The 21,282-nt window shown below is 71.2% G+C and carries 21 protein-coding genes and 1 pseudogene; 13 read left to right on the top strand and 9 right to left on the bottom strand.

Going from position 1 to position 21,282, the window contains the following annotated elements; translation table 11 throughout:
* The first annotated feature begins 25 nt into the window (after positions 1–25).
* Positions 26–379, top strand: a complete 354-nt coding sequence (locus KALB_RS15635) for a hypothetical protein (RefSeq protein ID WP_025356651.1) — start codon at positions 26–28, stop codon at positions 377–379.
* A gap of 102 nt (positions 380–481) precedes the next feature.
* On the top strand, positions 482–1,039 hold the full coding sequence (locus tag KALB_RS15630; protein ID WP_035976775.1) for a D-alanyl-D-alanine carboxypeptidase family protein: 558 nt from the start codon (positions 482–484) through the stop codon (positions 1,037–1,039).
* A 105-nt stretch (positions 1,040–1,144) separates the two neighbouring features.
* Here KALB_RS15630 and KALB_RS15625 read toward each other — a convergent pair whose 3' ends face one another.
* Together KALB_RS15625 and KALB_RS15620 are read right to left on the bottom strand one after the other, a co-directional pair.
* On the bottom strand, positions 1,145–2,434 hold the full coding sequence (locus KALB_RS15625; RefSeq protein ID WP_025356649.1) for a ThuA domain-containing protein: 1,290 nt from the start codon (positions 2,432–2,434) through the stop codon (positions 1,145–1,147).
* Between the two features lie 87 nt (positions 2,435–2,521).
* Positions 2,522–3,331: a class I SAM-dependent methyltransferase gene (locus tag KALB_RS15620; protein WP_025356648.1), complete on the bottom strand. Its 810-nt coding sequence runs from the start codon at positions 3,329–3,331 to the stop codon at positions 2,522–2,524.
* A gap of 226 nt (positions 3,332–3,557) precedes the next feature.
* Between KALB_RS15620 and KALB_RS15615 the strand changes: the two genes are divergently transcribed.
* The gene (locus KALB_RS15615; RefSeq protein WP_025356647.1) at positions 3,558–3,761 is read left to right on the top strand and encodes a cold-shock protein; all 204 of its coding nucleotides are present in this window, start codon (positions 3,558–3,560) and stop codon (positions 3,759–3,761) included.
* 69 nt (positions 3,762–3,830) lie between these two features.
* Here KALB_RS15615 and KALB_RS15610 read toward each other — a convergent pair whose 3' ends face one another.
* On the bottom strand, positions 3,831–4,232 hold the full coding sequence (locus tag KALB_RS15610; RefSeq protein ID WP_025356646.1) for a winged helix-turn-helix transcriptional regulator: 402 nt from the start codon (positions 4,230–4,232) through the stop codon (positions 3,831–3,833).
* 88 nt (positions 4,233–4,320) lie between these two features.
* Between KALB_RS15610 and KALB_RS15605 the strand changes: the two genes are divergently transcribed.
* Entirely contained in the window at positions 4,321–5,175 is an 855-nt protein-coding gene (locus KALB_RS15605) for an SDR family oxidoreductase (protein ID WP_025356645.1), read from the top strand.
* A gap of 187 nt (positions 5,176–5,362) precedes the next feature.
* Entirely contained in the window at positions 5,363–6,211 is an 849-nt protein-coding gene (locus KALB_RS15600) for an alpha/beta fold hydrolase (protein ID WP_030109257.1), read from the top strand.
* Positions 6,212–6,289: 78 nt separating this feature from the next.
* Here the strand turns inward: KALB_RS15600 and KALB_RS15595 are convergent, their stop codons facing one another.
* Positions 6,290–6,856 (bottom strand): TetR/AcrR family transcriptional regulator, encoded by a 567-nt coding sequence (locus KALB_RS15595; protein ID WP_025356644.1) that lies wholly within the window; start codon positions 6,854–6,856, stop codon positions 6,290–6,292.
* Between the two features lie 85 nt (positions 6,857–6,941).
* Between KALB_RS15595 and KALB_RS15590 the strand changes: the two genes are divergently transcribed.
* Complete coding sequence (locus KALB_RS15590; protein WP_025356643.1) at positions 6,942–7,391, top strand: DoxX family protein; 450 nt, start codon at positions 6,942–6,944, stop codon at positions 7,389–7,391.
* 148 nt (positions 7,392–7,539) lie between these two features.
* On the opposite strand, the gene pdxR is transcribed toward KALB_RS15590, so the two are convergent.
* The gene (gene pdxR, locus KALB_RS15585; protein ID WP_025356642.1) at positions 7,540–8,961 is read right to left on the bottom strand and encodes a MocR-like pyridoxine biosynthesis transcription factor PdxR; all 1,422 of its coding nucleotides are present in this window, start codon (positions 8,959–8,961) and stop codon (positions 7,540–7,542) included.
* Positions 8,962–8,973: 12 nt separating this feature from the next.
* Positions 8,974–9,159 (bottom strand): annotated as a pseudogene (locus tag KALB_RS45350) (hypothetical protein); the annotation flags it as partial.
* A gap of 307 nt (positions 9,160–9,466) precedes the next feature.
* Here KALB_RS45350 and KALB_RS15580 point away from each other — a divergent pair.
* Positions 9,467–9,733, top strand: coding sequence for a hypothetical protein (locus tag KALB_RS15580; RefSeq protein ID WP_025356641.1), 267 nt, complete (start codon positions 9,467–9,469; stop codon positions 9,731–9,733).
* Positions 9,730–11,316: a poly(ethylene terephthalate) hydrolase family protein gene (locus KALB_RS15575; RefSeq protein WP_025356640.1), complete on the top strand. Its 1,587-nt coding sequence runs from the start codon at positions 9,730–9,732 to the stop codon at positions 11,314–11,316. Before KALB_RS15580 ends, KALB_RS15575 begins: the two co-directional genes overlap by 4 nt.
* A 42-nt stretch (positions 11,317–11,358) precedes the next feature.
* Here KALB_RS15575 and KALB_RS15570 read toward each other — a convergent pair whose 3' ends face one another.
* Entirely contained in the window at positions 11,359–12,522 is a 1,164-nt protein-coding gene (locus tag KALB_RS15570; protein WP_025356639.1) for a serine hydrolase domain-containing protein, read from the bottom strand.
* A 162-nt stretch (positions 12,523–12,684) separates the two neighbouring features.
* Between KALB_RS15570 and KALB_RS15565 the strand changes: the two genes are divergently transcribed.
* Both KALB_RS15565 and KALB_RS15560 read left to right on the top strand, forming a co-directional pair.
* On the top strand, positions 12,685–13,791 hold the full coding sequence (locus KALB_RS15565) for a sensor histidine kinase (protein WP_051912977.1): 1,107 nt from the start codon (positions 12,685–12,687) through the stop codon (positions 13,789–13,791).
* Positions 13,788–14,480 (top strand): response regulator, encoded by a 693-nt coding sequence (locus KALB_RS15560; protein WP_025356637.1) that lies wholly within the window; start codon positions 13,788–13,790, stop codon positions 14,478–14,480. Before KALB_RS15565 ends, KALB_RS15560 begins: the two co-directional genes overlap by 4 nt.
* On the opposite strand, the gene KALB_RS15555 is transcribed toward KALB_RS15560, so the two are convergent.
* Positions 14,420–14,905: an Lrp/AsnC family transcriptional regulator gene (locus tag KALB_RS15555; RefSeq protein ID WP_025356636.1), complete on the bottom strand. Its 486-nt coding sequence runs from the start codon at positions 14,903–14,905 to the stop codon at positions 14,420–14,422. The two genes, KALB_RS15560 and KALB_RS15555, sit on opposite strands and share 61 nt — an antisense overlap.
* A gap of 132 nt (positions 14,906–15,037) precedes the next feature.
* Here KALB_RS15555 and KALB_RS15550 point away from each other — a divergent pair, with 132 nt between their 5' ends.
* Positions 15,038–18,478, top strand: coding sequence for an indolepyruvate ferredoxin oxidoreductase family protein (locus tag KALB_RS15550; protein ID WP_025356635.1), 3,441 nt, complete (start codon positions 15,038–15,040; stop codon positions 18,476–18,478).
* Here KALB_RS15550 and KALB_RS15545 read toward each other — a convergent pair.
* Positions 18,412–19,680, bottom strand: coding sequence for an FAD-dependent monooxygenase (locus KALB_RS15545; RefSeq protein WP_025356634.1), 1,269 nt, complete (start codon positions 19,678–19,680; stop codon positions 18,412–18,414). The two genes, KALB_RS15550 and KALB_RS15545, sit on opposite strands and share 67 nt — an antisense overlap.
* Positions 19,681–19,833: 153 nt before the next feature.
* Between KALB_RS15545 and KALB_RS15540 the strand changes: the two genes are divergently transcribed.
* Together KALB_RS15540 and KALB_RS15535 are read left to right on the top strand one after the other, a co-directional pair.
* Entirely contained in the window at positions 19,834–20,736 is a 903-nt protein-coding gene (locus KALB_RS15540) for a TetR/AcrR family transcriptional regulator C-terminal domain-containing protein (protein ID WP_025356633.1), read from the top strand.
* A 65-nt stretch (positions 20,737–20,801) separates the two neighbouring features.
* On the top strand, positions 20,802–21,281 hold the full coding sequence (locus KALB_RS15535; RefSeq protein WP_025356632.1) for a rhodanese-like domain-containing protein: 480 nt from the start codon (positions 20,802–20,804) through the stop codon (positions 21,279–21,281).
* Position 21,282: the final 1 nt, after the last annotated feature.

Genomic DNA, 21,282 nt, shown 5'->3' with positions numbered 1-21,282 from the left:
GAAATCCTGCCGCGATGGAGGTCTTGTGGGATATCGAGGACCGCTTCCCCAGCGGGCGGTCAGCCGTGTCAACGGCTGCGTGAGCGCTCTGCGCACCTCGCCCCGGTGGGGCCGACTGGTGAGCAGGCACATCACGATCGTCACCTACACGGGACGACGCTCGGGGCGCACCTTCAGCACGCCGGTGGCCTACCGGCACGCGGCCGACACCGTCACGATCGGCGTTCAACTCCCCGAGGCCAAGACATGGTGGCGCAACTTCGTGGGCGAGGGTGGCCCGATTTCGTTGCAGCTGAACGGAACCGACCGCACGGGACATGCGACCACCCGACGTGACGAGAAAGGCCGCGTCACCGTCACCGTGCACTTGAGCGACTGACCCGGTTCCGCACCGGTTCCGGCGCACTCTCGGCCGTTCAGCCGATGTGCCCCGGCCGCTCGGCTGATGTGATCAGTTCTCGCCCAACCGCACTCTGGCGCCATGCACAGCGCGAGACCTCGAGATCAGGTGTACCGGCTGGTCACGGTGTTGCTGGCGGTCCTGTTCCTGCCCGCGGCACTCGTGGTGACCAGGGGCAGGCGGGCGCACGAGCGGGCATCGGAGTGGGCGCTGGGGATCCGCTACCCAGCGGAGGACCTGACCGGACTGACGCCCGCGACGGGTGCGGCGTTCGCCAGGGCACGGTGCGCCGCGTTGTGGCAGAACGGTGTCCTCATCGGACTCACCTCGGGCCACCGGCCGCACGCCGAGCAGCTGGCGCTGTTCGAGCAGGCGGTCACCCGGCACGGGTCGGTGGCGGCGGCCCGCGCCTGGGTACTGCCGCCCGGGGAGTCGGCGCACGTGGCGGGCACGGCCCTGGACATCCGCCCCAGCGAGGGCGCGAAGTGGTTGGAGCGCAACGGAGACCGGTTCGGGCTGTACCGCACCTACGCCAACGAGTGGTGGCACTTCGAGCACTTCGGTGCGGGCCGTCGGCCGCGGCTGCGCGCGAATCCCGGCAGCACCGGGACCGAGTCGGCCCAGCAGGCTGGCGTGTAGTTCCGGCGGACCGCCCATTGTGTCCCGATAGGACAGTGGTGTGCCGCCATCCACCTCGCTGACCGGCAGCACGGTGCGAGCCGCCGGTCAGCGAGGCGAGAACACCTACACCGCGGTGAGCTTGAACGACTGGGCCGCGCCCCCGTCGCAGGCCAACTGGACCAGTTGCACGCTGTCCGCCGCCGAGGCGCCGGGCACGGCGAGACACTTGCCGCCGTTGCGGTTCACCAGGTGGTAGTAGCCGCCGCTCTCGGCGACGGGCTGCCACTGCTGGTTGGCCCCACCGGTGTGGGACCAGAGCTGGATCGGCGCGTTGTCCGCGGTGGACACGCCGGTCACGTCCAGGGACTGGGCGCTGTTGAGCCTGGTGTTGACCCGGTAGTAGCCGCCGCTGGTGGTCTGCAACTGGAACTGCTGGGCGTTGCTGGAGTTGCAGCCGTACTGCTGGATGGCCGTGCCGTTGGCGGAGGCCGCCGAGCGCGCGTCAACGCACTTGCCGTTGCCCTTGTTGGCCAGGCCGTACCAGGAGCCGGTGTTGATCGGGTCGGTCGGCGGGGTGGGGTTGCCGCTCGCCCCGCCCAGCCAGAGCAGGCCGTCGATGACGAACCGGTTCTGCACCTCGCTGGAGAAGGTGTGCGAGAGCGTGGTGTCGGTGGGGTAGTCCATGGCGTTGTGGCCGAAGTTGGCGTACAGCATCTTGTAGTTCTTGTTGGTCCACAGGATCGGGTAGTAGCCGCTGTACCAGGACTGGTTGGGGTCGGTGCCCAGCGGGAAGCTGGACGGGTCCACCGAGGCCAGGATCCTGATGTTCGGGTTGGTGCGCAGGTCGTTGCTCCAGCTGTACCACTCGCTGACCGCCGAGGTGAAGGTGCCGGGCAGGCGCTTGGTGGCCGGATGGGTCTGGTCCTCGACCCTGAGCACGGCCGTGGTCGGGCCCCAGGTGTTGGAGTGGAACAGGCCGCTGCCCAGGAACTGGTTGTGGTACCAGGGCCAGTCGTTGGCGTTGTCCGCGTAGGCGGCGACGTGGAAGCCGAACCAGCCGCCGCCGTTGCTCACGTAGCGCTGGAAGCCCGCCTGCTGGGCTGCGCCGTGCGGGGAGTCGTCCAGGAACAGCACCACCTGGTACTGGGCGGGGTCGATCGAGTTGAGCCGATCCCAGTTGTTGGTGGACTCGTAGGAGAAGTTGTACTGGGCCGCAGTCTGCGGGAACCACTGGTTGGCTTCCTTGACGAAGCTGATGTGTGCCTGGTCGTAGGTGCCGTTGTAGAAGGCCAGCACCTTGAACAACGGGGCAGCCTGGGTGCCGCCGACGGCAGAGGTCGCCGCCAGCAGCAGACAGGCGCACAGCAGGGTGAACAGCCGGGCGAGCCGCATCGCCACCGCCTCATTTCTCACCGGGGAGCATCACGGGTGGGCTCGCCGGGCGGCGGTGCGGTGGGCCCGTGGTGACGGAACCACGGGTCCACGACTTAGTTCAAGACGCTAATTAGGTGAACCGGCCAGCGGTTTGCGCCCCCAGGCGGAGATCATCGGCGAGGTGGCCAGGTCCAGTCCCCCACCGCGCACCGCGGCCAGGTGGCGGTCGATCTCGGCATCGGTGGCCAGCCCGGCGCCGACCAGGTGGACCCGGACCTGCTCCACGGTGGCGGCCTCCAGCACGGCACAGGCCGGGGAGGTGATCGGGAAGTACGCGTCGGCCTGGACCTGCTCCAGCCCGGCCTCACGCAGCAGCCTGGGCAGCTTGCGCCCGTAGGACAGGTCCGCGCCGCGACCGCTGAGCAGCTCGCGGAACCCGGCCCGCAGCCGGTTCGCCAGCCGCTGCGGCTCGCCGTGCTCGTCCGGGCAGATCAGCGGCTGCAACGCAGGGTCGGCGTCCTCCAGCAGCAGCCAGCCGCCCGGCCGCAGCGCGCGGACCATCGACCGCAGCGCCCGCGCGCGGTCCGGCACGTGCACCAGCACCAGTCGGGCGTGCACCAGGTCGAAGCCCTCCCCCGGCGGCTCCTCCGCGCCCACGTCGTGCCGCAGCACGCGCACCGCGGGGTCGGCCAGTCCCTCGGTCCAGGACAGGTCAAGATCGGTGACCAGCACCTGCCCGCCGGGGCCGACCCGCGCCGCCAGCCAGCGCGGCAGCACCGGTCCGCCCGCGCCGACCTCCCAACAGCGCCAGCCCTCGGCCAGCCCCAGGGCCTCCAGGTGCCGGTGCGTGCCGGGGTCGAACAGCTCCGCCAGTGCCTCGAACCGGGTGCCCGCCTGGACCTGCCGGTTGTCCAGCAAGTAACCGTCCTGGGTCATTCGCCCTGCCCTCCCGGGTGGTGGTCACGCGCCGATGCGCGCCGCATCGCGCAGCCTGTTCGTGCATTTCAGCAGGTCGAGGGCCATGTGACGAGGGCGGGGGAAAGTCAGTGACACGCAAAACCAAGTCTGTTCGAGACGTTTGGCCCCGGTAATGGCAGGATGGACGTCAGAGACCGGGGCTTCTCGGTGTGAGGGCCTGGCTCGGCTACAGGGAGTTAGTGGTATGGCGCAGGGCAACGTTAAGTGGTTCAACAGCGAAAAGGGCTTCGGGTTCATCGCCCAGGACGGTGGCGGTCCCGACGTCTTCGTGCACTACTCGGAGATCCAGGGCAACGGCTTCAAGACCCTGGACGAGGGGCAGCGCGTGGAGTTCGAGATCGGCCAGGGCCAGAAGGGCCCGCAGGCCCAGCAGGTCCGCGCCATCTGAGCCGGTAATGCGATCGAGGCCCGCACCCCCTCCCGGGGTGCGGGCCTCTTGCTGTTCGCGGGGCCGGCGCTACTCGGCCTTCGCGCGGTCGTAGCGCTCCTGCGCGGCGACCACCTCGGGCATGGCGCCCTCGACGAACTGGATCAGGTCGAACAGCTTGGCCGCGGTCTGCTCCCCCAGCGGGGTGAGCGTGTAGTCCACGCGGGGCGGGATCGTGGCCTGGGCCTCGCGGTGCACGAAGCCGTCGCGCTCCAGCGCGTGCAGGGTCTGGGCGAGCATCTTCTCGCTGACCCCGTCCACCCGCCGCCGCAGCGCGTTGAACCGCAGTGAACCGTCGCGCAGCGCCGTCAACGCCAGGATCCCCCAGCGCCCCGTCACGTGCTCCAGCGTGGCGCGCGAGGTGCACGCCCTGGCGAAGACGTCGAACGCGATGCGCCCGTGCTCGTCCACCCACTCGGCCGTTTCGGTCATGCCCTCAGCGTACTCCTCAGGGGTTGCACTATCAAAAAGTTAGTGCAATCTTGTAGGTAGTACGAGCTACGAACGAGGAGCGAGTGAGATGATCGTTGTCACCGGTGCCACCGGACAGCTGGGCCGCCTGGTCGTGGACGGCCTGCTGAAGCAGGTCCCGGCCGAGCAGGTCACCGTGGCCGTGCGGGACGAGGCCAAGGCCGCCGACCTGGCCGAGCGCGGGGTGCGGGTACGGGTCGCCGACTACAACGACCCGCAGTCCCTGGAGCGGGCGTTCCAGGGCGCGGACAAGCTGCTGCTGATCTCCGGCAGCGAGGTCGGCAAGCGTGTCGCGCAGCACACCGCGGCCGCGCAGGCCGCCAAGACCGCCGGGGTGCGGCACGTGGTCTACACCAGCGTCCTGCAGGCCGACACCAGCTCCGTGGGCCTTGCCGCCGAGCACCTGGCCAGCGAGCAGGCCATCCGCGGCACCGGCCTGCCGTTCACCTTCCTGCGCAACGGCTGGTACACCGAGAACTACGCGCAGACCATCGCGCAGGGTGCGGAGAGCGGCGCGTTCATCGGCAGCGCGGGCAAGGGCCGGGTGGCCTCGGCCGCCCGCGCCGACTACGCCGAGGCCGCCGTGGCCGTGCTGACCGGCACGGGCCACGAGGGCAAGGTGTACGAACTGTCCGGTGACACCACCTGGGACTTCGACGAACTGGCCACCGTGCTGACCGGGCTGACCGGGCGCGAGGTCGTCTACCAGGACCTGAGCCCCGAGCAGCACCGCGCCGCCCTGATCGGGGCCGGGCTGCCCGAGCAGATCGCCGACCTGCTGCTGGACTTCGACCGGACGGTGTCGGTTGGCGATCTGGGGGCCACCCCCGGCCACCTGCGCGAGCTGATCGGCCACGCCACCACCCCGCTGGACGAGACCGTGGCGGCCATCCTCAAGGGCTGAACCAGCCGCGGAGCGGGCGCCCGTCCCAACTGGCCCCGGGCCCACCCGGGGCCAGTTGTGCGAACAGCGGCGATCGGCTTCCCTTAGGCGCCGGGTTCCCGCCGCAGGGCCGTGTCCACCTGGGACCGCGCCATAGCGTGACCGCATGCACCCACCTGCCCACCTTCCCTGCTGAGGAGCCTGCCCGATGACCGCTGTGGACAAGATCACCATCACCGTCGGCAGGCACGTGCACGACGCGCTGGCCGCCGGGCCGGTCGACGGGGAGTTCGTGCTGCTGCTGCACGGCTGGCCGGAGTTCGCCGACTGCTGGACCGAACAGCTGCACGCCCTGGCCGAGGCGGGCTACCGCGCGGTCGCGGTGGACCAGCGGGGCTACTCGCCGGGCGCTCGCCCCGGCAAGATCACCGACTACGCGGTGCAGCACCTGGTGGACGACGCGCTGGCGTTCGCCGAATCCCAGGGCGCACACCGGTTCCACCTGATCGCGCACGACTGGGGCGGCATGGTGGCCTGGGCCCTGGCCTCCGCGCACCCGCAGCGGCTGCGCTCGCTCGCCGTGCTGGCGACCCCGCACCCCGTTGCGCTGCAACAGGCCTCGGCCGCCGACCAGGAGCAGTACCACCGCCTGGACTACGTGCGCTTCTTCCGCCAGCCCGGGGGTGTGGCGGAGGCATCGCTGCTCGGTGAGGGCGCCGCCCGGCTGCGCGCGGCCTACGGCGGCAAGGTGCCCGCCGAACTGGTCGAGCACAACGTGCGGCGCCTGTCGCAACCGGGTGCGCTGTCCGCAACGCTGAACTGGTACCGCGCCGTGGACGAGGACTTCACCGTACCCGCCGGTCAGATCACCGTTCCCACGCTGTACATCTGGGGTAGCGGGGACATGGCGCTGGGCCGGGACGCCGCGCACCGCACCGCCGGTTTCGTGGACGCCCCCTACCGGTTCGAGATCCTCGACGGCGCCAGCCACTGGCTGCCCGAGGAGGTGCCCGACCAGGTCATCCCGATGCTGCTGGAGCACCTGAAGTCGGTGTAGGCGCCCACCTCGCGGTGTCATGAAGGTGCCGTTCAGAACGTTGAACGTCCGCAACGGCACCTTCATGACAGGGCCGGTTCAGCGGGGCACGCCGTTCTCGCCCCGCCCGAACAACATGTGCACCACCGGGCGGGCGGCGGCCACGGGGTCCTCGCCCACCCGGGAGGGCAGGGCGCCGCTGATCCAGAGCGAGGCGAAGCCGTGCACCAGTGACCACGCGGCGATCCCCGCCATCTCGGTGTCCTGCCCGGCACCGACGGCCGCGCGGGCGCCGTGGTCGAGCACCTCCGAGGCGCGGGCGCTGGCGGCCAGCACCTCAGGGGCCTCGGCCCGGTACAACTCGGGCCGGAACATGACCTCGAAGTGCGCGCGGTGGTCCACGGCGAAGCGCAGGTAGGCCAGCCCCGCCTCGTGGAAGTCCTCGCCCGCCTCAGTCAGTGCCTGGCCGAGCAGCTCGAAGCCCTGGACCACCAGCGCGGTGAGCAGTCCCTGCTTGTCCCCGAAGTGGTGTGCGGGCGCGGCGTGCGAGACGCCTGCGCGCCGGGCGAGTTCGCGCAGGCTCAGCGCGGCGGGCCCGGACTCCTCGATCATCTCGACCGCCGCGTCCAGCAGCGCCCTGCGCAGGTCCCCGTGGTGGTAGGCCATGCACCCTCCCGCTCGGATCTAGTCATTGACAAGTTTACATCCGTCCCCCAATCTTGTCGGCGACAAGATGAGAGAGGGGACCCCGATGGCACCCGTGATCGCACTGGTCGGCGGCTTCGTGCTGCTCAGACTGACCGGCCTACTCGGCGTGGCCGCACTGGACGCCTGGCCACCGGCACTGCGCGGCGGCGTCGCGCTGATGTTCCTGCTCACCGGGGTCGCGCACTTCGTGCCCAAGATGCGCGCGGACATGATCGCGATGGTGCCGCCGCGACTGCCCAGTCCGGCCCTGCTGGTCACCGTGACCGGCGTGCTGGAACTGGCCGGGGCCCTGGGCGTGCTCGTCCCGGCGACCGCGGGGCTCGCGGCCTGGTGCCTGACCCTGTTGCTGCTGGTCATGTTCCCGGCCAACGTCTCGGCCGCGCGCCGCGGCCTGGAGTTCGGCGGGCGCCCGGCCACCCCGTTGGTGCCCCGCACACTGGAGCAGGCGCTGTTCCTCGCGGCGACGATCGCCGCCGCCGTCACCGCCCCGTGAGGACCTGCCGAGAGTGGGATGCACCAGGGCGGGATTCGCGGGCCAGTGGACGGGACTGGCACGCGCCAGAGCGGGACTCGCACACCAGTAGACGGGACTCGTGCACGCCAGAGCGGGACTCGCGCGCCGGTGGGCGGGACTCGCGGGGTTAGGCGCGGGCGAGGCAGGTGTGCAGGAGGCGTAGGCCCTCGGGGATCTGGTCCACCTCGATCGCGCCGTAGCCGAGGACGAGCCCGCGCTGGGCGGGCTGCTCACCGCAGTAGGCGGCGAGGTCCTCGGCGGCGACCCCGCGGCGCCGGGCCAGCTCGAAGTCCAGGCTCACCCCCTGGCGCAGGCGGGCGCACAGGTGCAGGCCGGCGGCCGAGGGCGTGAGGTCGAGCAGGTCGGCGAACTCGGTGTGCAGGGTGGTGACGATCAGCTCGTGTCGTGCCGCGTAGATCCGGCTCGCCCTGCGCACCTGCCTGCCGAGCAATCCGTCCGCGATGAACCTGGCCAGGGCGGCCTGGGCGGGCAGCTCACCGTGCCAGTCGGAGAGCTGTTTCGCAGTGCGCAACGCGGTGCGCAACGAGGCTGGTGCGATGACGAAGCCCAGCCGCAGCATCGGCAGCAGCGTCTTGGAGAAGGACCCGACGTAGAGCACCCGCCCCGCGGTGTCCAGGCTCTGCAACGGTTCCAGCGGGCGGTCGCCGAACCGGAACTCGCTGTCGTAGTCGTCCTCGACGATCACCGCGTCCCGCCTGCGCGCCCAGTCCAGCAGCGCCGTGCGCCGGGCCAGCGACATCGCGGTCCCAGTCGGGAACTGGTGCGACGGCGTGGTGTAGACCAGCCGGGCCGCGTCCGGGATCGCCGACACGTCAAGGCCTTCGCCGTCCACCGGCACACCGGCCACACGCGCGCCCAGCGACTGGAACAGCAGGCGGGCGGGCCAGTAGCCGGGTTCCTCCACCGCGACCACCTCACCGGGCTCGACCAGGACGCGGCCGATCAGGTCCAGTGCCTGCTGGGCGCCCTGGGTGACCAACACGTCCTCGGCACCGGACCGCACCGACCGCGAGACGCCGACGTGCCGGGCGATGGCCGCGCGCAGACCGGCATGTCCGGCCGGGTCCCCGTAGTTGAAGGCGTCCAGGGTGGTGTGCCGTAGCTCGCGGGCGAGCAGCCTGCGCCACACCTGCAACGGGAACAGCCGCGCGTCGGGTGTGCCCACGCGGAAGTCGTACCGGGGCGGTGCGTCCGAAGTGGACGACGGGGTGCGCAGGGTGCGCCACAGCTCGCGCGGGCGGATCCCGGTGCCGCTGGGCGCGGCGCGGGCCTCGGCCTGGCCGGGCGCGACGTCACCAACGAACGTGCCAGCGCCCACCCGTCCGACCAGGAAGCCCTCCGCGGTGAGCCGGTCGTAGGCCACGGTCACGGTGTTGCGCGACACCGCGAGGCGCTGGGCCAGCTCCCTGCTGGGCGGCAGGCGCTCGCCCGCGCGCAGCCGACCGTCCAGGATCGCCGCCAGCAGCTGGCGGTAGATCCGGTCCGCCAGGTCGCCGCGGCCGTCCAGGCTCACGTGGAAGTCGGTCACCGGACCTGGAGCCTACTCGACGGCCAGCTCGGCGCGGGCCCCCGCCAGCCATTCCAGATCGCCCTCGGCGCGCCGGATGGCGAACCGGACGGTGAGCGCGCGGCCGAGGTTGTCGGCCTCCTTGGCCAGCAGCGCCTGGCAGAAGGCCAGCCTCCGCTGGACCTCGCGCTCCCAGCTGTCCAATCGTCGGCTTCTTCGGTGCCGAGCAAGAGATGTGTGCCGCCTAACAGACGAAAGTACAACTGCCGCACGCCACCGCCGGTGTTAGTTTCCAAAAGTTCTTTTACTCACTGGTGGAGGTTTGTCACGCGTGCACTTCTTCTCACGACTGAGACACATTTCCTTGATATTCGGTCAAGTCCTGCTGCTGGCCGCGTGCTCGGGCGAGGTTGCGACCACCCCGGCCGAGCACCCGGCCAGCACACCGCCGGCGAGCACGACTCCCCCGGCGCCGAGCTCGACGACACGAACCGAGCAATCCTCACTTCCTTCTCCCCCACAACCCGTGGCCACGGCCGAGCACGCACGGGTCGAGCAGGCCCCCGGCGGCGCACGGCGGCTGGTGCTGGACGGCCCGTTCGAGCCGCGCGGTGAGCGGCTGCACGTGCTGCTCGGTGACCGCCTGGTCGGCTACGGCGAACTGGCCGAGGACCTGGCCACCGCCTCGGTGGAGCTGACCATTCAGGTGCCGCCGGGCACGGCGGTGGCCTACCGGTACGGCGAGACCGGGCGGATCGCGGGCAGGGGAACACTTCAGGAGGTCGGCAAGTGATCAGGTACAGACTGCTCGGCGCCGCGCTGGCCGCCGCCGTGATCGGGACCGCGCTCGCGGTGCCCGCCACGGCCGCCCCGCGCAACACCACCGCGCACGAGGTCGAGTCCGCGGACTACACGTTGGGCGACAACGCGTTCACCGTGCCGGGCTTCCGCAAGAAGATCGAGCTCACCGGGCGCGTGCACCACCCCAAGGATCTGGGCAACGGGCCGTACCCGCTGGTGCTGTTCCTGCACGGCCAGCACGCGACCTGCGAGGTCAACGGGCGCGCCAGCATGCACTGGCCCTGTCCTGGCAAACCGATCCCCAGCTACCAGGGTTACGACTACCTGGGCGAGGAGTTGGCCAGCCGGGGCTACGTGGTCGTCTCGATCAGCGCCAACGGGGTGAACAGCGGGGACAGCGGTCGCGAGGACAGCGGTATGCGGGCGCGCGGCGAGCTCGTGGACAGGCACGTGCAGCTGTGGCGGGAGCGGACCTCGCGGGAAGCCAAGTGGCACAACACAATCGACTTCACCAGTGTCGGCACCATGGGGCATTCGCGTGGCGGCGAGGGCGTGATCTACCACGCGCTCGGCAAACACGAGGGCTACCAGCTCAGGGCGGCGCTGCCGCTGGCGCCGGTGGACTTCAACCGGCGCGTGCTCACCGACGTGCCGACCGCGACCGTGCTTCCCTACTGTGACGGGGATGTCGCCGACCTACAGGGCGCGCACTACTACGACGACGCCCGCTACGCCCGAGCAGGGGACCAGGCGGGCAAGCACCTGGTGTCGGTGATGGGCGCGAACCACAACTTCTTCAACACGGTGTGGTCGCCCGGTTCCGGCAAGGTCGGCAGCAGGGACGACTGGGACGGCGACCCCAAGGCCGCGTGCTCCGACCCCGCGAACCGGCTCACCGAGCAGCAGCAGCGGCAGGCCGGGATCACCTACGTGGCCGGGTTCTTCCGCTACTACCTGGGCGGCGAACAGGCACTGAAGGGCCTGTGGCAGGGCGAGTCCAGTGACGCCAAGGCAATGGTGAGCTACCACGCGCCCGCCGCGCGGCGCCAGGACGTGAACCGGCTGGACGGCAAGGCGCGCAACAAGGTCAGCGGCCTGTCCTCAGCGACGGCCTGCTCCACCAGCTGCGTGCTGCGAAGGGGCGGCTGGGCACAGGAACCGCACGCGGGCCTGCACATGGTGAAGGCGAAGTGGACCAAGCCCGGTGGGCGGATCGACACCGAGCTGGACTCCCACGACCTCAACGGGTTTTCCACGCTACGACTGCGCGTGGCCCAGGACTTCACCGACGCCGCCAACAAGGCCGGTGCGGCGCAGGACCTCAGCGTGCGGTTCACCGACGGGGCCGGTCACGAGGCGAGCGTGCCGCTGACCAGGCAGTCCCACGCCCTGGCCTACCCGCCCCAAGGAGTCGGCGGCGACCTGTCCAGCGCGCACTTCCTGTTGCAGCAGGTGCGAATCCCGCTCGACGAGGTCTCGGGCATCGACCGGGCGGACGTCCGCACGGTGTCGCTGGTGTTCGACCGCACCGGCTCCGGCTCGGTCGGCCTGAGCGACCTGACCCTGACGAACTGAGCCGTGGCGGGGCGGCTGCACGGCCCGCCCCGCCACCTCACCTCAGGAGGTGCCGCAGAGGGCGTGCTCGATCAGGTCGAGGCTCACGTCGTGCTGCGGTGCGGGCGTGCCCTGCTTGGGCACCAGCGAGTCGCTGTTGATCGTGACCACCACGCTGCGCTTGCCGTCGGCGCTGACCCCGTTGCGGGTCTTGAAGCCGTGGATGTCCCCGCCGTGCGACCAGTAGCCGCCGCAGGAGGTGGGGATCCACATGATGCCCAGCCCGTACTGGACCCCGGGCCAGCCCTTGTCGAACAGGTGCGCTGGCACGGTCCTGCGCATCTCCGCGAGTTGCGCGGGACGCAACACCTTGCCGCTGGCCAGCGCGCGCAGGAACTTGTTGGCGTCGGCGGTGTCGCTGATGATCGCACCGGCCGCGTCGCCCCAGGACGGGTTGAGCACGGTCGCGTCGATGTCCTGGCCGTCCGGGCTGAACCGCTGGTAGCCCACCGCGTGCGGCTGCGGCACCCGGGGGTCGTTGTGCGGAGCCGAGGTGTTGTCCAGGTCGAGTGGCTCGATGATCCGCTCGCGCACCTCGTGCTGCCAGTCCTGCCCGGTGATCCGCTTGATGATCATCCCGGCCAGCACGAAGTTGGTGTTGGAGTAGGCCCAGCTGCTGCCCGGCGTGAAGTCCGGCGGGTAACGCAGGGCCATCGCCACCAGTTGCCGGTCGGTGAACCCGCGCAGCCGGTTGGCCTCGAAGCCCTCCTTGTTACCCAGGAAGTCCATCGCCCGGGTGTACTCCGGCAGGCCACTGGTGTGCTGCAACAGCTGCCGCACGGTGATCTTCGTGCCGTCGTTGCCGTTGCCGGTCACCAGGCCGGGCAGCCAGCGGTCGACGGTGTCCTCCAGGGACAACCTCCCCTCGCCGACCAGTTGCAGCACCACCGTGGCGGTGAACATCTTGGTGTAGCTGCCGATCCGGAAGTGCGTGTCCCAGGGCACCGGGGTCTTCGCCGCGGTGTTGCCGTACCCGCTGCGCACCTTGACGTTGCCGTTGGGCGTGTCCAGCTCCACCAGCGCGCCGGGTGCCCCGTAGTCCAGCAGCTTGTCGGTGTCGCGCTGCAACACGCTGGTGTCCGGCCGGTGCTGCGGTGCGGCCGCTGCCACCCCCGTCGACAGCGCGACCCCGGACAGCGCCACCAGCGCGATCCACGTTCGTCTCATCACTCCCCCATCTCCAGGTGTTCGAGTGCTGTCGAGGTTAGGCAGGTTGGCGGGTGCGGGGCATCCTCCGCAGTGGTCGATCGCGGCTACCCCGCTGGGGGTAGCCGCGGCTACGCCCACGGGTTGGTGACCGCGCACCACCGCTGCGGCTACCGTGGGCAGGTGCGGGTGATCCTCAGGTCGGTGCTGGCCGACGTGGTGCTGGCGGTGGTGCTGACCGGCCTGTCCCTGGCCACGCTCGGCACGATGTCCACCGCCCGCGCCGACTGGCTGGGCTACCTGCTGGCCGCGCTGAGCATCGCACCGGTCGCCCTGCGCCAGCGCGCCCCGCTGACGATCACGCTGGTGATGTGCGGCGCGCTGGTCGCCTACCTGGTGCTGGGCTACGGGGACTTCCCCAGCGGCGGGGTGGGCCTGCTGATCGGCCTGTTCTCGGTGGCCGTGGTCCGGCCGTGGCCGATGACCCTGCTCGCGCTGCTGTCCGGGCTGAGCGTGGTGGTGGTCAGCTACTCCTCGGCGGGCGGCCACGTCGTGTGGCCGCAGGTCTGCACGGCCGTGGTGCACTGCCTGGCCGCCTGCGTGCTCGGTGAGAGCACCAAGCGCTGGTCACGGCGGGTGGAGGGGCTCGCGGAGCAGGCGGCTCGGGCCGTGGTCGAGGAACGGGGGCGCATCGCCCACGAACTGCACGACGTGGTGGCCCACCACATGTCGGTGATCTCTTTGCAGGCCGGGCTCGCCGAGTACGTGATCGACTCCGACCCGCGCGTGGCCCGCGAGGCCCTGGCCACGGTGGGCACCACCAGCCGCGAGGCCCTGGCCGAGATGCGCCGCCTGCTCGACGTGCTGCGCGTGGACCAGGCGGGTACCCTCAGCCCGCAGCCCGGACTGTCCGAACTGGACGGTCTGCTGGATCGCCTGCGCGGCACCGGGTTGCGGGTGGACCTCGCGGTCACCGGCACGCGGCGCCCGCTGCCACCGGGACCGGACCTGTGCGCGTACCGGGTCGCGCAGGAGTCGCTGACCAACGTGCTCAAGCACGCCGGACCGGCCACCGCCCGGCTGGACCTCGACTACGGGGAGCACACGCTGACCGTGAAGATCACCGACGACGGGCGGGGCGATGCCGCGGCCCACTCCGCGACAGCGCCCCGCGGCATCGCCGGGATGCGCGAGCGCACCGAGTTGTACGGCGGGGTGCTCACCGCGGGCCCGCGCCCCGAGGGCGGGTTCGCCGTGGTGCTGCGGCTGCCCTACGCGGAGGTGTCGTGACCACCCGGGTGCTCGTGGCCGACGACCAGGTCCTCATCCGCACCGGCCTGATCGCGCTGTTCGGGGCCGCGCCCGGGATCGAGGTGGTCGGCGAGGCCGAGAACGGCGCCCGCGCCGTGGAACTGGCCGCCGCCACCCGCCCCGAGGTGATCGTCATGGACATCCGCATGCCGGTGCTGGACGGCATCGCGGCCACCCAGCAGATCCTGGCCGCGCCCACCGAGCCACCCCCGCGCATCCTCGTGCTGACCACCTTCGACCTGGACGAGTACGTGTACCGCGCGCTGGGCGCCGGTGCGGCCGGGTTTCTGCTCAAGGAGACCCCGCCGGACCGGATCGTGGCCGCCGTGCACGCCGTGGCCGCGGGCGACGTGCTGATCACCCCGTCCATCACCCACCGCCTGGTGGAGACCTACTCCTTGCACCACAAGGTGAACGCCGTGGACCGCACCGTGCTGTCCGCGCTGACCGCGCGCGAGACCGAGGTGCTGCGGCTGGTCGCCAACGGGCTGAGCAACGCGCAGATCGCCCAGCGGCTGGTGCTCAGCGAGTCCACGGTGAAGACGCACGTCAAGAACCTGATGGGCAAGCTGGGGCTGAGCAGCCGGGCGCAGGCCGTGGTCGCGGCCTACGAGAGCGGGCTGGTCGTGCCCGGCTCCACCGTGTCGAACAGCGGGTCCACCCGGTAGGCGATCTGCTCGGTCATCACGATCGCGGTGTTACTGCGCAGCACGCCGGGGCAGGCCAGCACGGCGTCGAGCACCTCGTGCAGGTGGCCCGTGCTGCGCGCGACCACCCGCACCAGCAGGTCACCGGCACCGGCGATGCCGTGCGCCTCCAGCACGAACGGCACGGTCTTGAGCCCGGCCACCGCGCTGTGCAGCCGCCCCTGGGCCACCTCCAGCGTGACGAAGGCGGTGACCTCGAAGCCCATGGCCGACACGTCCACCGCCCGGCCCCGGTGGCCCACCACCTGCTCGCGTTCCAGCCGGTTCGCGCGGGCGTGCGCGGTGTTGCGCGCGATGCCCAGCAGGCTGGCCAGTTCGGTGACGCCGATCCGGGGGCGGCGCACCAGTTCGCGCAGGACCCGCAGGTCCAGGGTGTTCAAGGTCACCGTTCTGCTCACTTCCGCGCCGCGTTGATCCGTGATCCTGAGCATAACGCTCAATCTGATCACCAGGATATTGCGCATCGAGTGCCTTCGGGGTTGAACTCTGACCAAGATGCTCAAGCTCTGGAGGTCCAGGTGTCCACCACCACCCCCCTCACGGCCCGCGAGGGCCGGGTCATGCTCAGCGGGGTCCAGGCGCTGGGCCGCCTGCTGCTCGACCAGCACCGCGCCGACACCGAACGCGGCTGGCGCACCGCCGGGCTGGTCTCCGGCTACCGGGGCTCCCCGCTGGGCGGCCTGGACCAGCTGCTGGCCCGCAACGCGAAGCTGCTGGCCGAGCACGACATCAAGTTCATCCCCGGGGTGAACGAGGAGCTGGGCGCGACCGTGGTCTACGGCTCGCAGCTGGCCCAGCAGCTGCCCGATCCGAGCTACGAGGGCGTGTTCGGCCTCTGGTACGGCAAGGCCCCCGGGGTGGACCGCTCCGCCGACGCCTTCAAGCACGGCAGCTGGATGGGCACCACCCGGCGCGGCGGGGTGCTGGTGGTCGCCGGGGACGACCCCGCCTGCAAGTCCTCCACCCTGCCCTCGAACTCCACGATGGCGCTGGCCGAGTCGTTCATGCCCGTGCTCGCACCGTCCACCGTGGCCGAGGTGCTGCGGCTGGGCAGGCTGGGCGTGGAGATGTCACGCTACTGCGGCTCGTGGGTCGGCTTCACCGTGCTGACCAGCGTGGCCGACGCCTACGAGGCGGTCGACCTGGGGCAGGTGCCCACCGTGCGCGAGCCCGAGTTCAGCTGGCAGGGCCGCCCGTGGCAGCCCACGCACAAGCCCGGGGTCACCATCCCCGACGCCATCGCGATGGAACGCGAGGTGCTGGACGGCAGGCTGGCCGCCGCCGTGGCCTTCGCCAGGGCCAACGGGGTCAACGAGGTGTCCGGCGCGACTGGGCCGGCCAGGCTGGGGTTGCTCGCGGTCGGCCGCGCCTGGGTCGAGCTGCGCGAGGCGCTGGACCGGCTGGGCCTGGACGAGGACTCCTTGCCACGGCACGGGATCCGCGTGATGAAGCTGGCGCTGGTGCACCCACTGGACACCGAGGGCGTGCGCGAGTTCGCCGAGGGCCTGGACGAGCTTGTCGTCGTGGAGGACAAGCGCGCGTTCGTCGAGACCCAGGTGCGCGACGCCCTGTACGACCTGCCTCGGCGCCCGCGCGTGCTCGGCAAGACCGACACCTCGGGCCGCGAGCTGATCCCGGTGCACGGCGAACTCGACGCCGACCGGCTGGTCAAGGCCCTGTCGGACCTGCTGGTGGACCGGATCGGCGCGGAGCACCTGGACCTGTCGCACCGCTCGCTGCGGCCCAAGCGGCTGGCGCTGTCGCTGAGCCCGGTCAGCCGCACCCCGTTCTTCTGCTCGGGCTGCCCGCACAACCGGTCCACCGTGGTGCCCGAGGGCTCGCTCGCGGGCGCGGGCATCGGCTGCCACGCGATGACCACCTTCATGGACCGCAGCCTTGGCATGACGCAGATGGGCGGGGAGGGCGTGACCTGGGTCGGCGCCGCCCCGTTCAGCGGCACCGGCCACATGTTCCAGAACCTCGGTGACGGCACGTTCTTCCACTCCGGCAGCCTGGCGATCCGGCAGGCCGTGGCGGCGGGCACGAACATCACCTTCAAGTTGCTCTACAACAGCGCGGTCGCGATGACCGGCGGCCAGGACGCCGACGGGGCCGTGGACCCGATCGGGGTCACGCACATGCTGCACGCCGAGGGCGTGGCGGGCATCGTCGTGGTGACCGACGAACCGGGCAAGTACCCGCGCGCGACCGCTTGGGCACCAGGGGTTCGCGTGCGGCACCGGGACGATCTCGAAGCGGTGCAACGGGAACTGCGCGAGCGGCCGGGCACCACGGTCATCCTGTACGACCAGGCGTGCGCGGCGGAGACCCGGCGCAAGCGCAAGCGGGGCAAGGCACCCGAGCCCGCCAAGCGCGTGCTGATCAACGAGGCGGTGTGCGAGGGCTGCGGGGACTGCGGGCGCAAGTCGAACTGCCTGAGCGTGGAGCCGGTGGACACCGAGTTCGGCCGCAAGACCCGCATCGACCAGACCTCCTGCAACAAGGACTTCTCCTGCCTGCTCGGCGACTGCCCGTCGTTCCTGACGGTGCTGCCGGGTGAGGTGGCGCGGGCCAGGGTCCGGGCGCCCCAGCTGCCCGCGGACCAGCCCGAGCCGACGGCCCGTCCAGTGGCGGCCAACGTGGTGCTGGTCGGCGTCGGTGGCACCGGGGTTGTCACCGCGAACCAGGTGCTGGCCACCGCGGCGCTGCTGGACGGGCTGGACGCCCGCTCGCTGGACCAGACCGGGCTGAGCCAGAAGGCCGGTGCCGTGGTCTCGCACCTGCGGGTCGGGCCCTCGCTGGGTGAGCGGCCCGGGTTCGTCGGCGAGGGCGGCGCCGACGCCTACCTCGCATTCGACGCGCTGGCCGCCACGGCACCGGCCAACCTGGCGCGGTGCTCGCCCGTGCGCAGCACCGCCGTGGTGTCCACCAGCGAGGTGCCCACCGGCCGCACCGTGACCGATCCGCACGCGGTGTTCCCCGAGGGCGGGTCGCTGCTGGCGGCGATCACCGAGCGGACCAGGGCCGAGCGCCTGCTCAGCTTCGACGCGCTGGCACTGGCCGAGCAGCTGTTCGGCGCCACCACCGCGGCCAACTTCCTGGTCATCGGCGCGGCCTACCAGGCCGGGCTGCTGCCCATCAGCGCCGCCGCCATCGAGCGAGCCATCGAGATCAACGGGGTGGGCGTGGCCACCACCACGCAGGCCTTCCGCGCGGGCCGCCAGCTCGTGATCGACCCGAGCTGGCCGTCCTCAGTGGACGAACAGCCCGCCGAGGTCACCGAGCTGGCCCGCGCCCAGCGCCACCTTGGCGCGGCAAGGGAACTGCTCGCCGCGCACGCCCTGCGCGGTGAGCTGCTGCGGATCACCGAGCTGCGGGTGGCCGACCTGATCGGCTACCAGGACGAGCGCTACGCCAGGCGGTACCTGGAAGTGGTGGCCTCGGTGGCCGCCGACTCCGTGCCGCTGGCCGAGGCGGTGGCCCGCAACCTGTACAAGCTGATGGCCTACAAGGACGAGTACGAGGTGGCCCGCCTGCACCTGGACCCGGAGCTGCACCGGCAGACCGAGCAGCGCTTCGGTCGCGGCGCACGGGCCAAGTACCTGCTGCACCCGCCGATCCTGCGCGCGCTGGGCATGCGGCGCAAGATCGCGCTGGGGCGCACCGCCCGCCCGGTGTTCACGGCGCTGCGGTCGATGCGCCGCCTGCGCGGCACCAGGCTCGACGTGTTCGGCTACGCGCACCTGCGCAGGGTGGAGCGCGAGCTGGTCGAGGAGTACCTCGGGGTGGTGCGGCGGCTGCGTGGTGCGGACGAGGCGCTGGCGTTGCGCATCGCGGAACTGCCGGACCTGGTCCGCGGCTACGAGGAGATCAAGCTGGACTCGGTGCGCCGCTACCGGTCCGAGCTGGCCGGGCTGCTGGCCGAGCTGGACCGCGCCCCGGTCGGCGCCAGGGGCTGATAGTCCTTGAGCCGCACCATGTTCGCCGTCTTGTCCATGCCACCGATGATCGCGTTGCGCCAGGGCATGTACGGCAGGGCCCGCATGAACAGCTCGCGGGCCGCGATGCCGAATCTGCTCGCGGGCAGGAAGGCCTTGGTGCCGCCCGGCATCGGCTTCTGCGCCTCGCGCACATAGTCGCGCATGATCTCGTCGTAGGCGGGGAACGCCACTCGGTGGTCCCCGCCCGCGGCGGCCAGCTCACCGGCGAGCACGTACGCCCCGACCATGGCCAGGCTGGTGCCCATGCCGATCGACCCGGCCGACGCGGCGTCGCCCAGCAGCGCGACCCGGCCCCGGCTGAAGCCGTCCAGCCGGACCCGTGCGGCGCGGGCGAAGTAGAAGTCCGGGTCGGCGTGCATGGCCCGCAGCATCGCGGGCACCTGCCAGCCCTCACCGGCGAACCGCTCGGCGATGATGCGCTTGCCCGCCGTCTCGTCACGGCGGTCGTAGCTGAGGTCGGGCTCGCTGAAGAAGAACATCGCGCGGGCGTCCCCGTTGTCCCCCACCGGGTACAGGGCGGCGGACCGGCCCAACTCGCCCTTGCGCCGCGCGGGCATGGCGTGGAACTGGTGCCAGCCGCCCAGGTCGATCTCCGAGCGCATGGCGAAGATCGCCACGTAGTGGCCGTCGTTGTCCAGGTAGCGCTCGTGCGGGCCGAACGCCAGCGAGCGCACGTTCGAGCGCACCCCGTCCGCGCCGACGACCAGGTCGAACACCCGAGGGGCCGCGTGCCGGAACTCCACGCGCACCCCGTCGGGCCGCTCGGTCAGCGCCGTGATCGTGTCGTCGAACAGGTACTCGGTGCGGTCCTTGCCCGCCCGGTACAGGATGTCCACCAGGTCGCTGCGCAGGATCTCGATCTCGGCGATGGGGCCACCGGAGTCGCCGTGCAGTTCGGTGCCCATCTCGGCCCGCCTGCGGCCGTCCCGGTCCACGTAGCACATGCCCCGCACCCCGGTGTGCCGCCCGCGGACCTCGGGCAGCACCCCCATGCGCTCGGCCACCTCGCGGGCGGTGCCGCGCAGGTCGATGGCCTGTCCCCCGGCACGCGGGGCGGGCGCCCGCTCGACCACGGTCGGTTCGAAGCCGTACTGGGCCAGCCAGTAGGCGAGCGCGGGTCCGGCGATGCTCGCCCCGGAGATCAACACTGTCTTCCGCATGAGGTCCTCCCCCGTCGGGTCTGTACGGTGTACATACTGCGCAATACACTGTTGAGCAGCAAGGAATTGGTGCCATGCACTAGTGCACCAAGATGCCACCTGCGCCGATGGACGGCGCCAGGCCAGTGCACTAGTGCACCGAGGGAGGACTCAGTGCCCGCAGCGGACTCGCCCTACGCCCGCATCGTCGCCGAACTGCGCCAGCGCATCGCCTCGGGCGAGCTGCGCCCCGGCGACCGGGTGCCCTCCACCCGGCAGATCACCCAGCGCTGGGGGGTCGCGATGGCCACCGCCAGCAAGGTGCTCGCCGAACTGCGCCAGCGCGGGCTCGTCCGGGTCGAGCCGGGCGTGGGCACCGTGGTCCTCGGCAGGCCCGGCCAGCGCGACCGCGCCCCCGGCCAGGAGGTGACCACCGAGCTCGTGGTGCACACCGCCATCCGCATCGCCGACGAGGAGGGGCTGGCCGCCCTGTCCATGCGCCGGATCGCCACCGAGCTGGGCGTGGCCACCATGTCGCTGTACCGCCACGTGCCCAGCAAGGACGAACTGGTCGTGCTGATGGTGAACACGGTCTTCGGCGAGATCGAGTACCCGAGGGTGCCGCCGCGCGGCTGGCGCCCCCGCCTCGAACTGGCCGCACGCGAGCAGTGGGCCGTGTACCGGCGGCACCCGTGGCTGGCCCCGGTCATGTCGATGAGCAGGCCGCTGGTCGCGCCGAACGCGATCGCGCAGACCGAGTGGGTCCTGGGCGCCCTGCGCAACCTGGGGCTGGGCACCGAGGACACCATGTACGTGACGATCATGCTGTTCAGCCACGTGCGGGGCACCGCGATCAACCTGGAGTTCGAGTCCGAGGCCGTGCGCGAGACCGGCATGACGGTGGACGACTACATCGACACCAAGCTGCCCGCCATGGGGGAACTGGCCGGTTCCGGGCGGTTCCCGCTGTTCGCCGAGCTGACCGGCAACGAGTTCGACTACGACCTGACCAGGCTGTTCGAGTTCGGCCTCACCCGGATGCTCGACGGGCTCGCCACCTGGCTGGACCAGCTGTGAGCCTCCCTCAGGCCGCTACCTTTGGCGGCTGGATTTTCAATCACGTTCGCGATTGACTGAGGGGCATGTCCTCGCGCCACGCCGTGCCCGTCGCCGTGCTCGTGACCGGTCTGCTGCTCACCGCCTGTGGCACCAGCACACCAGCCGCCGCACCCAGGACAGCCTCCGACCCCATGGTCACCGACGAGGTCGCGCACATCAGCCGCCAGGACCTGCGCCAGCGCATGGCCGACCACTCCATCACCGTGATCGACACGCTGCCCGCCGACATGCACCGCGGCTCGCACCTGCCCGGTTCGATCAACATCCCCGGCTTCCCGTACAACATCGCGGCCAAGTCCACCGACGACCTCGCCCCGAAGCTGGTGCCCGACAAGTCCACGCCGGTCGCCCTGTACTGCATCAACCCGCCCTGCCGCAACAGCGAGTTCGTCGGGCGGGAGATGGTGAAACTGGGCTATACCAAGGTCACCAAGTACGCCGAGGGCATCGACGACTGGGTCAAGGCCGGTCTCCCGCTGGAGGGCGAGTCCGCGGGGCACTGAC

Origin of the sequence: Kutzneria viridogrisea DSM 43870 (assembly GCF_000525635.1) — a bacterium.
Lineage (GTDB): Bacteria > Actinomycetota > Actinomycetes > Mycobacteriales > Pseudonocardiaceae > Kutzneria > Kutzneria viridogrisea.
The sequence above is the reverse complement of the archived record's forward strand: the minus strand, read 5'-3'. Positions and strand labels throughout refer to the sequence as shown.

What these genes read in the sequence shown, in the direction of transcription:
- KALB_RS15630 (WP_035976775.1), top strand. Translation starts at nt 482, where the DNA reads ATGCACAGCGCGAGACCTCGAGATCAGGTGTACCGGCTGGTCACGGTG.
- KALB_RS15620 (WP_025356648.1), bottom strand. Translation starts at nt 3,331, where the DNA reads ATGACCCAGGACGGTTACTTGCTGGACAACCGGCAGGTCCAGGCGGGC.
- KALB_RS15615 (WP_025356647.1), top strand. Translation starts at nt 3,558, where the DNA reads ATGGCGCAGGGCAACGTTAAGTGGTTCAACAGCGAAAAGGGCTTCGGG.
- KALB_RS15610 (WP_025356646.1), bottom strand. Translation starts at nt 4,232, where the DNA reads ATGACCGAAACGGCCGAGTGGGTGGACGAGCACGGGCGCATCGCGTTC.
- KALB_RS15605 (WP_025356645.1), top strand. Translation starts at nt 4,321, where the DNA reads ATGATCGTTGTCACCGGTGCCACCGGACAGCTGGGCCGCCTGGTCGTG.
- KALB_RS15600 (WP_030109257.1), top strand. Translation starts at nt 5,363, where the DNA reads ATGACCGCTGTGGACAAGATCACCATCACCGTCGGCAGGCACGTGCAC.
- KALB_RS15595 (WP_025356644.1), bottom strand. Translation starts at nt 6,856, where the DNA reads ATGGCCTACCACCACGGGGACCTGCGCAGGGCGCTGCTGGACGCGGCG.
- KALB_RS15590 (WP_025356643.1), top strand. Translation starts at nt 6,942, where the DNA reads ATGGCACCCGTGATCGCACTGGTCGGCGGCTTCGTGCTGCTCAGACTG.
- KALB_RS15570 (WP_025356639.1), bottom strand. Translation starts at nt 12,522, where the DNA reads ATGAGACGAACGTGGATCGCGCTGGTGGCGCTGTCCGGGGTCGCGCTG.
- KALB_RS15545 (WP_025356634.1), bottom strand. Translation starts at nt 19,680, where the DNA reads ATGCGGAAGACAGTGTTGATCTCCGGGGCGAGCATCGCCGGACCCGCG.
- KALB_RS15535 (WP_025356632.1), top strand. Translation starts at nt 20,802, where the DNA reads ATGTCCTCGCGCCACGCCGTGCCCGTCGCCGTGCTCGTGACCGGTCTG.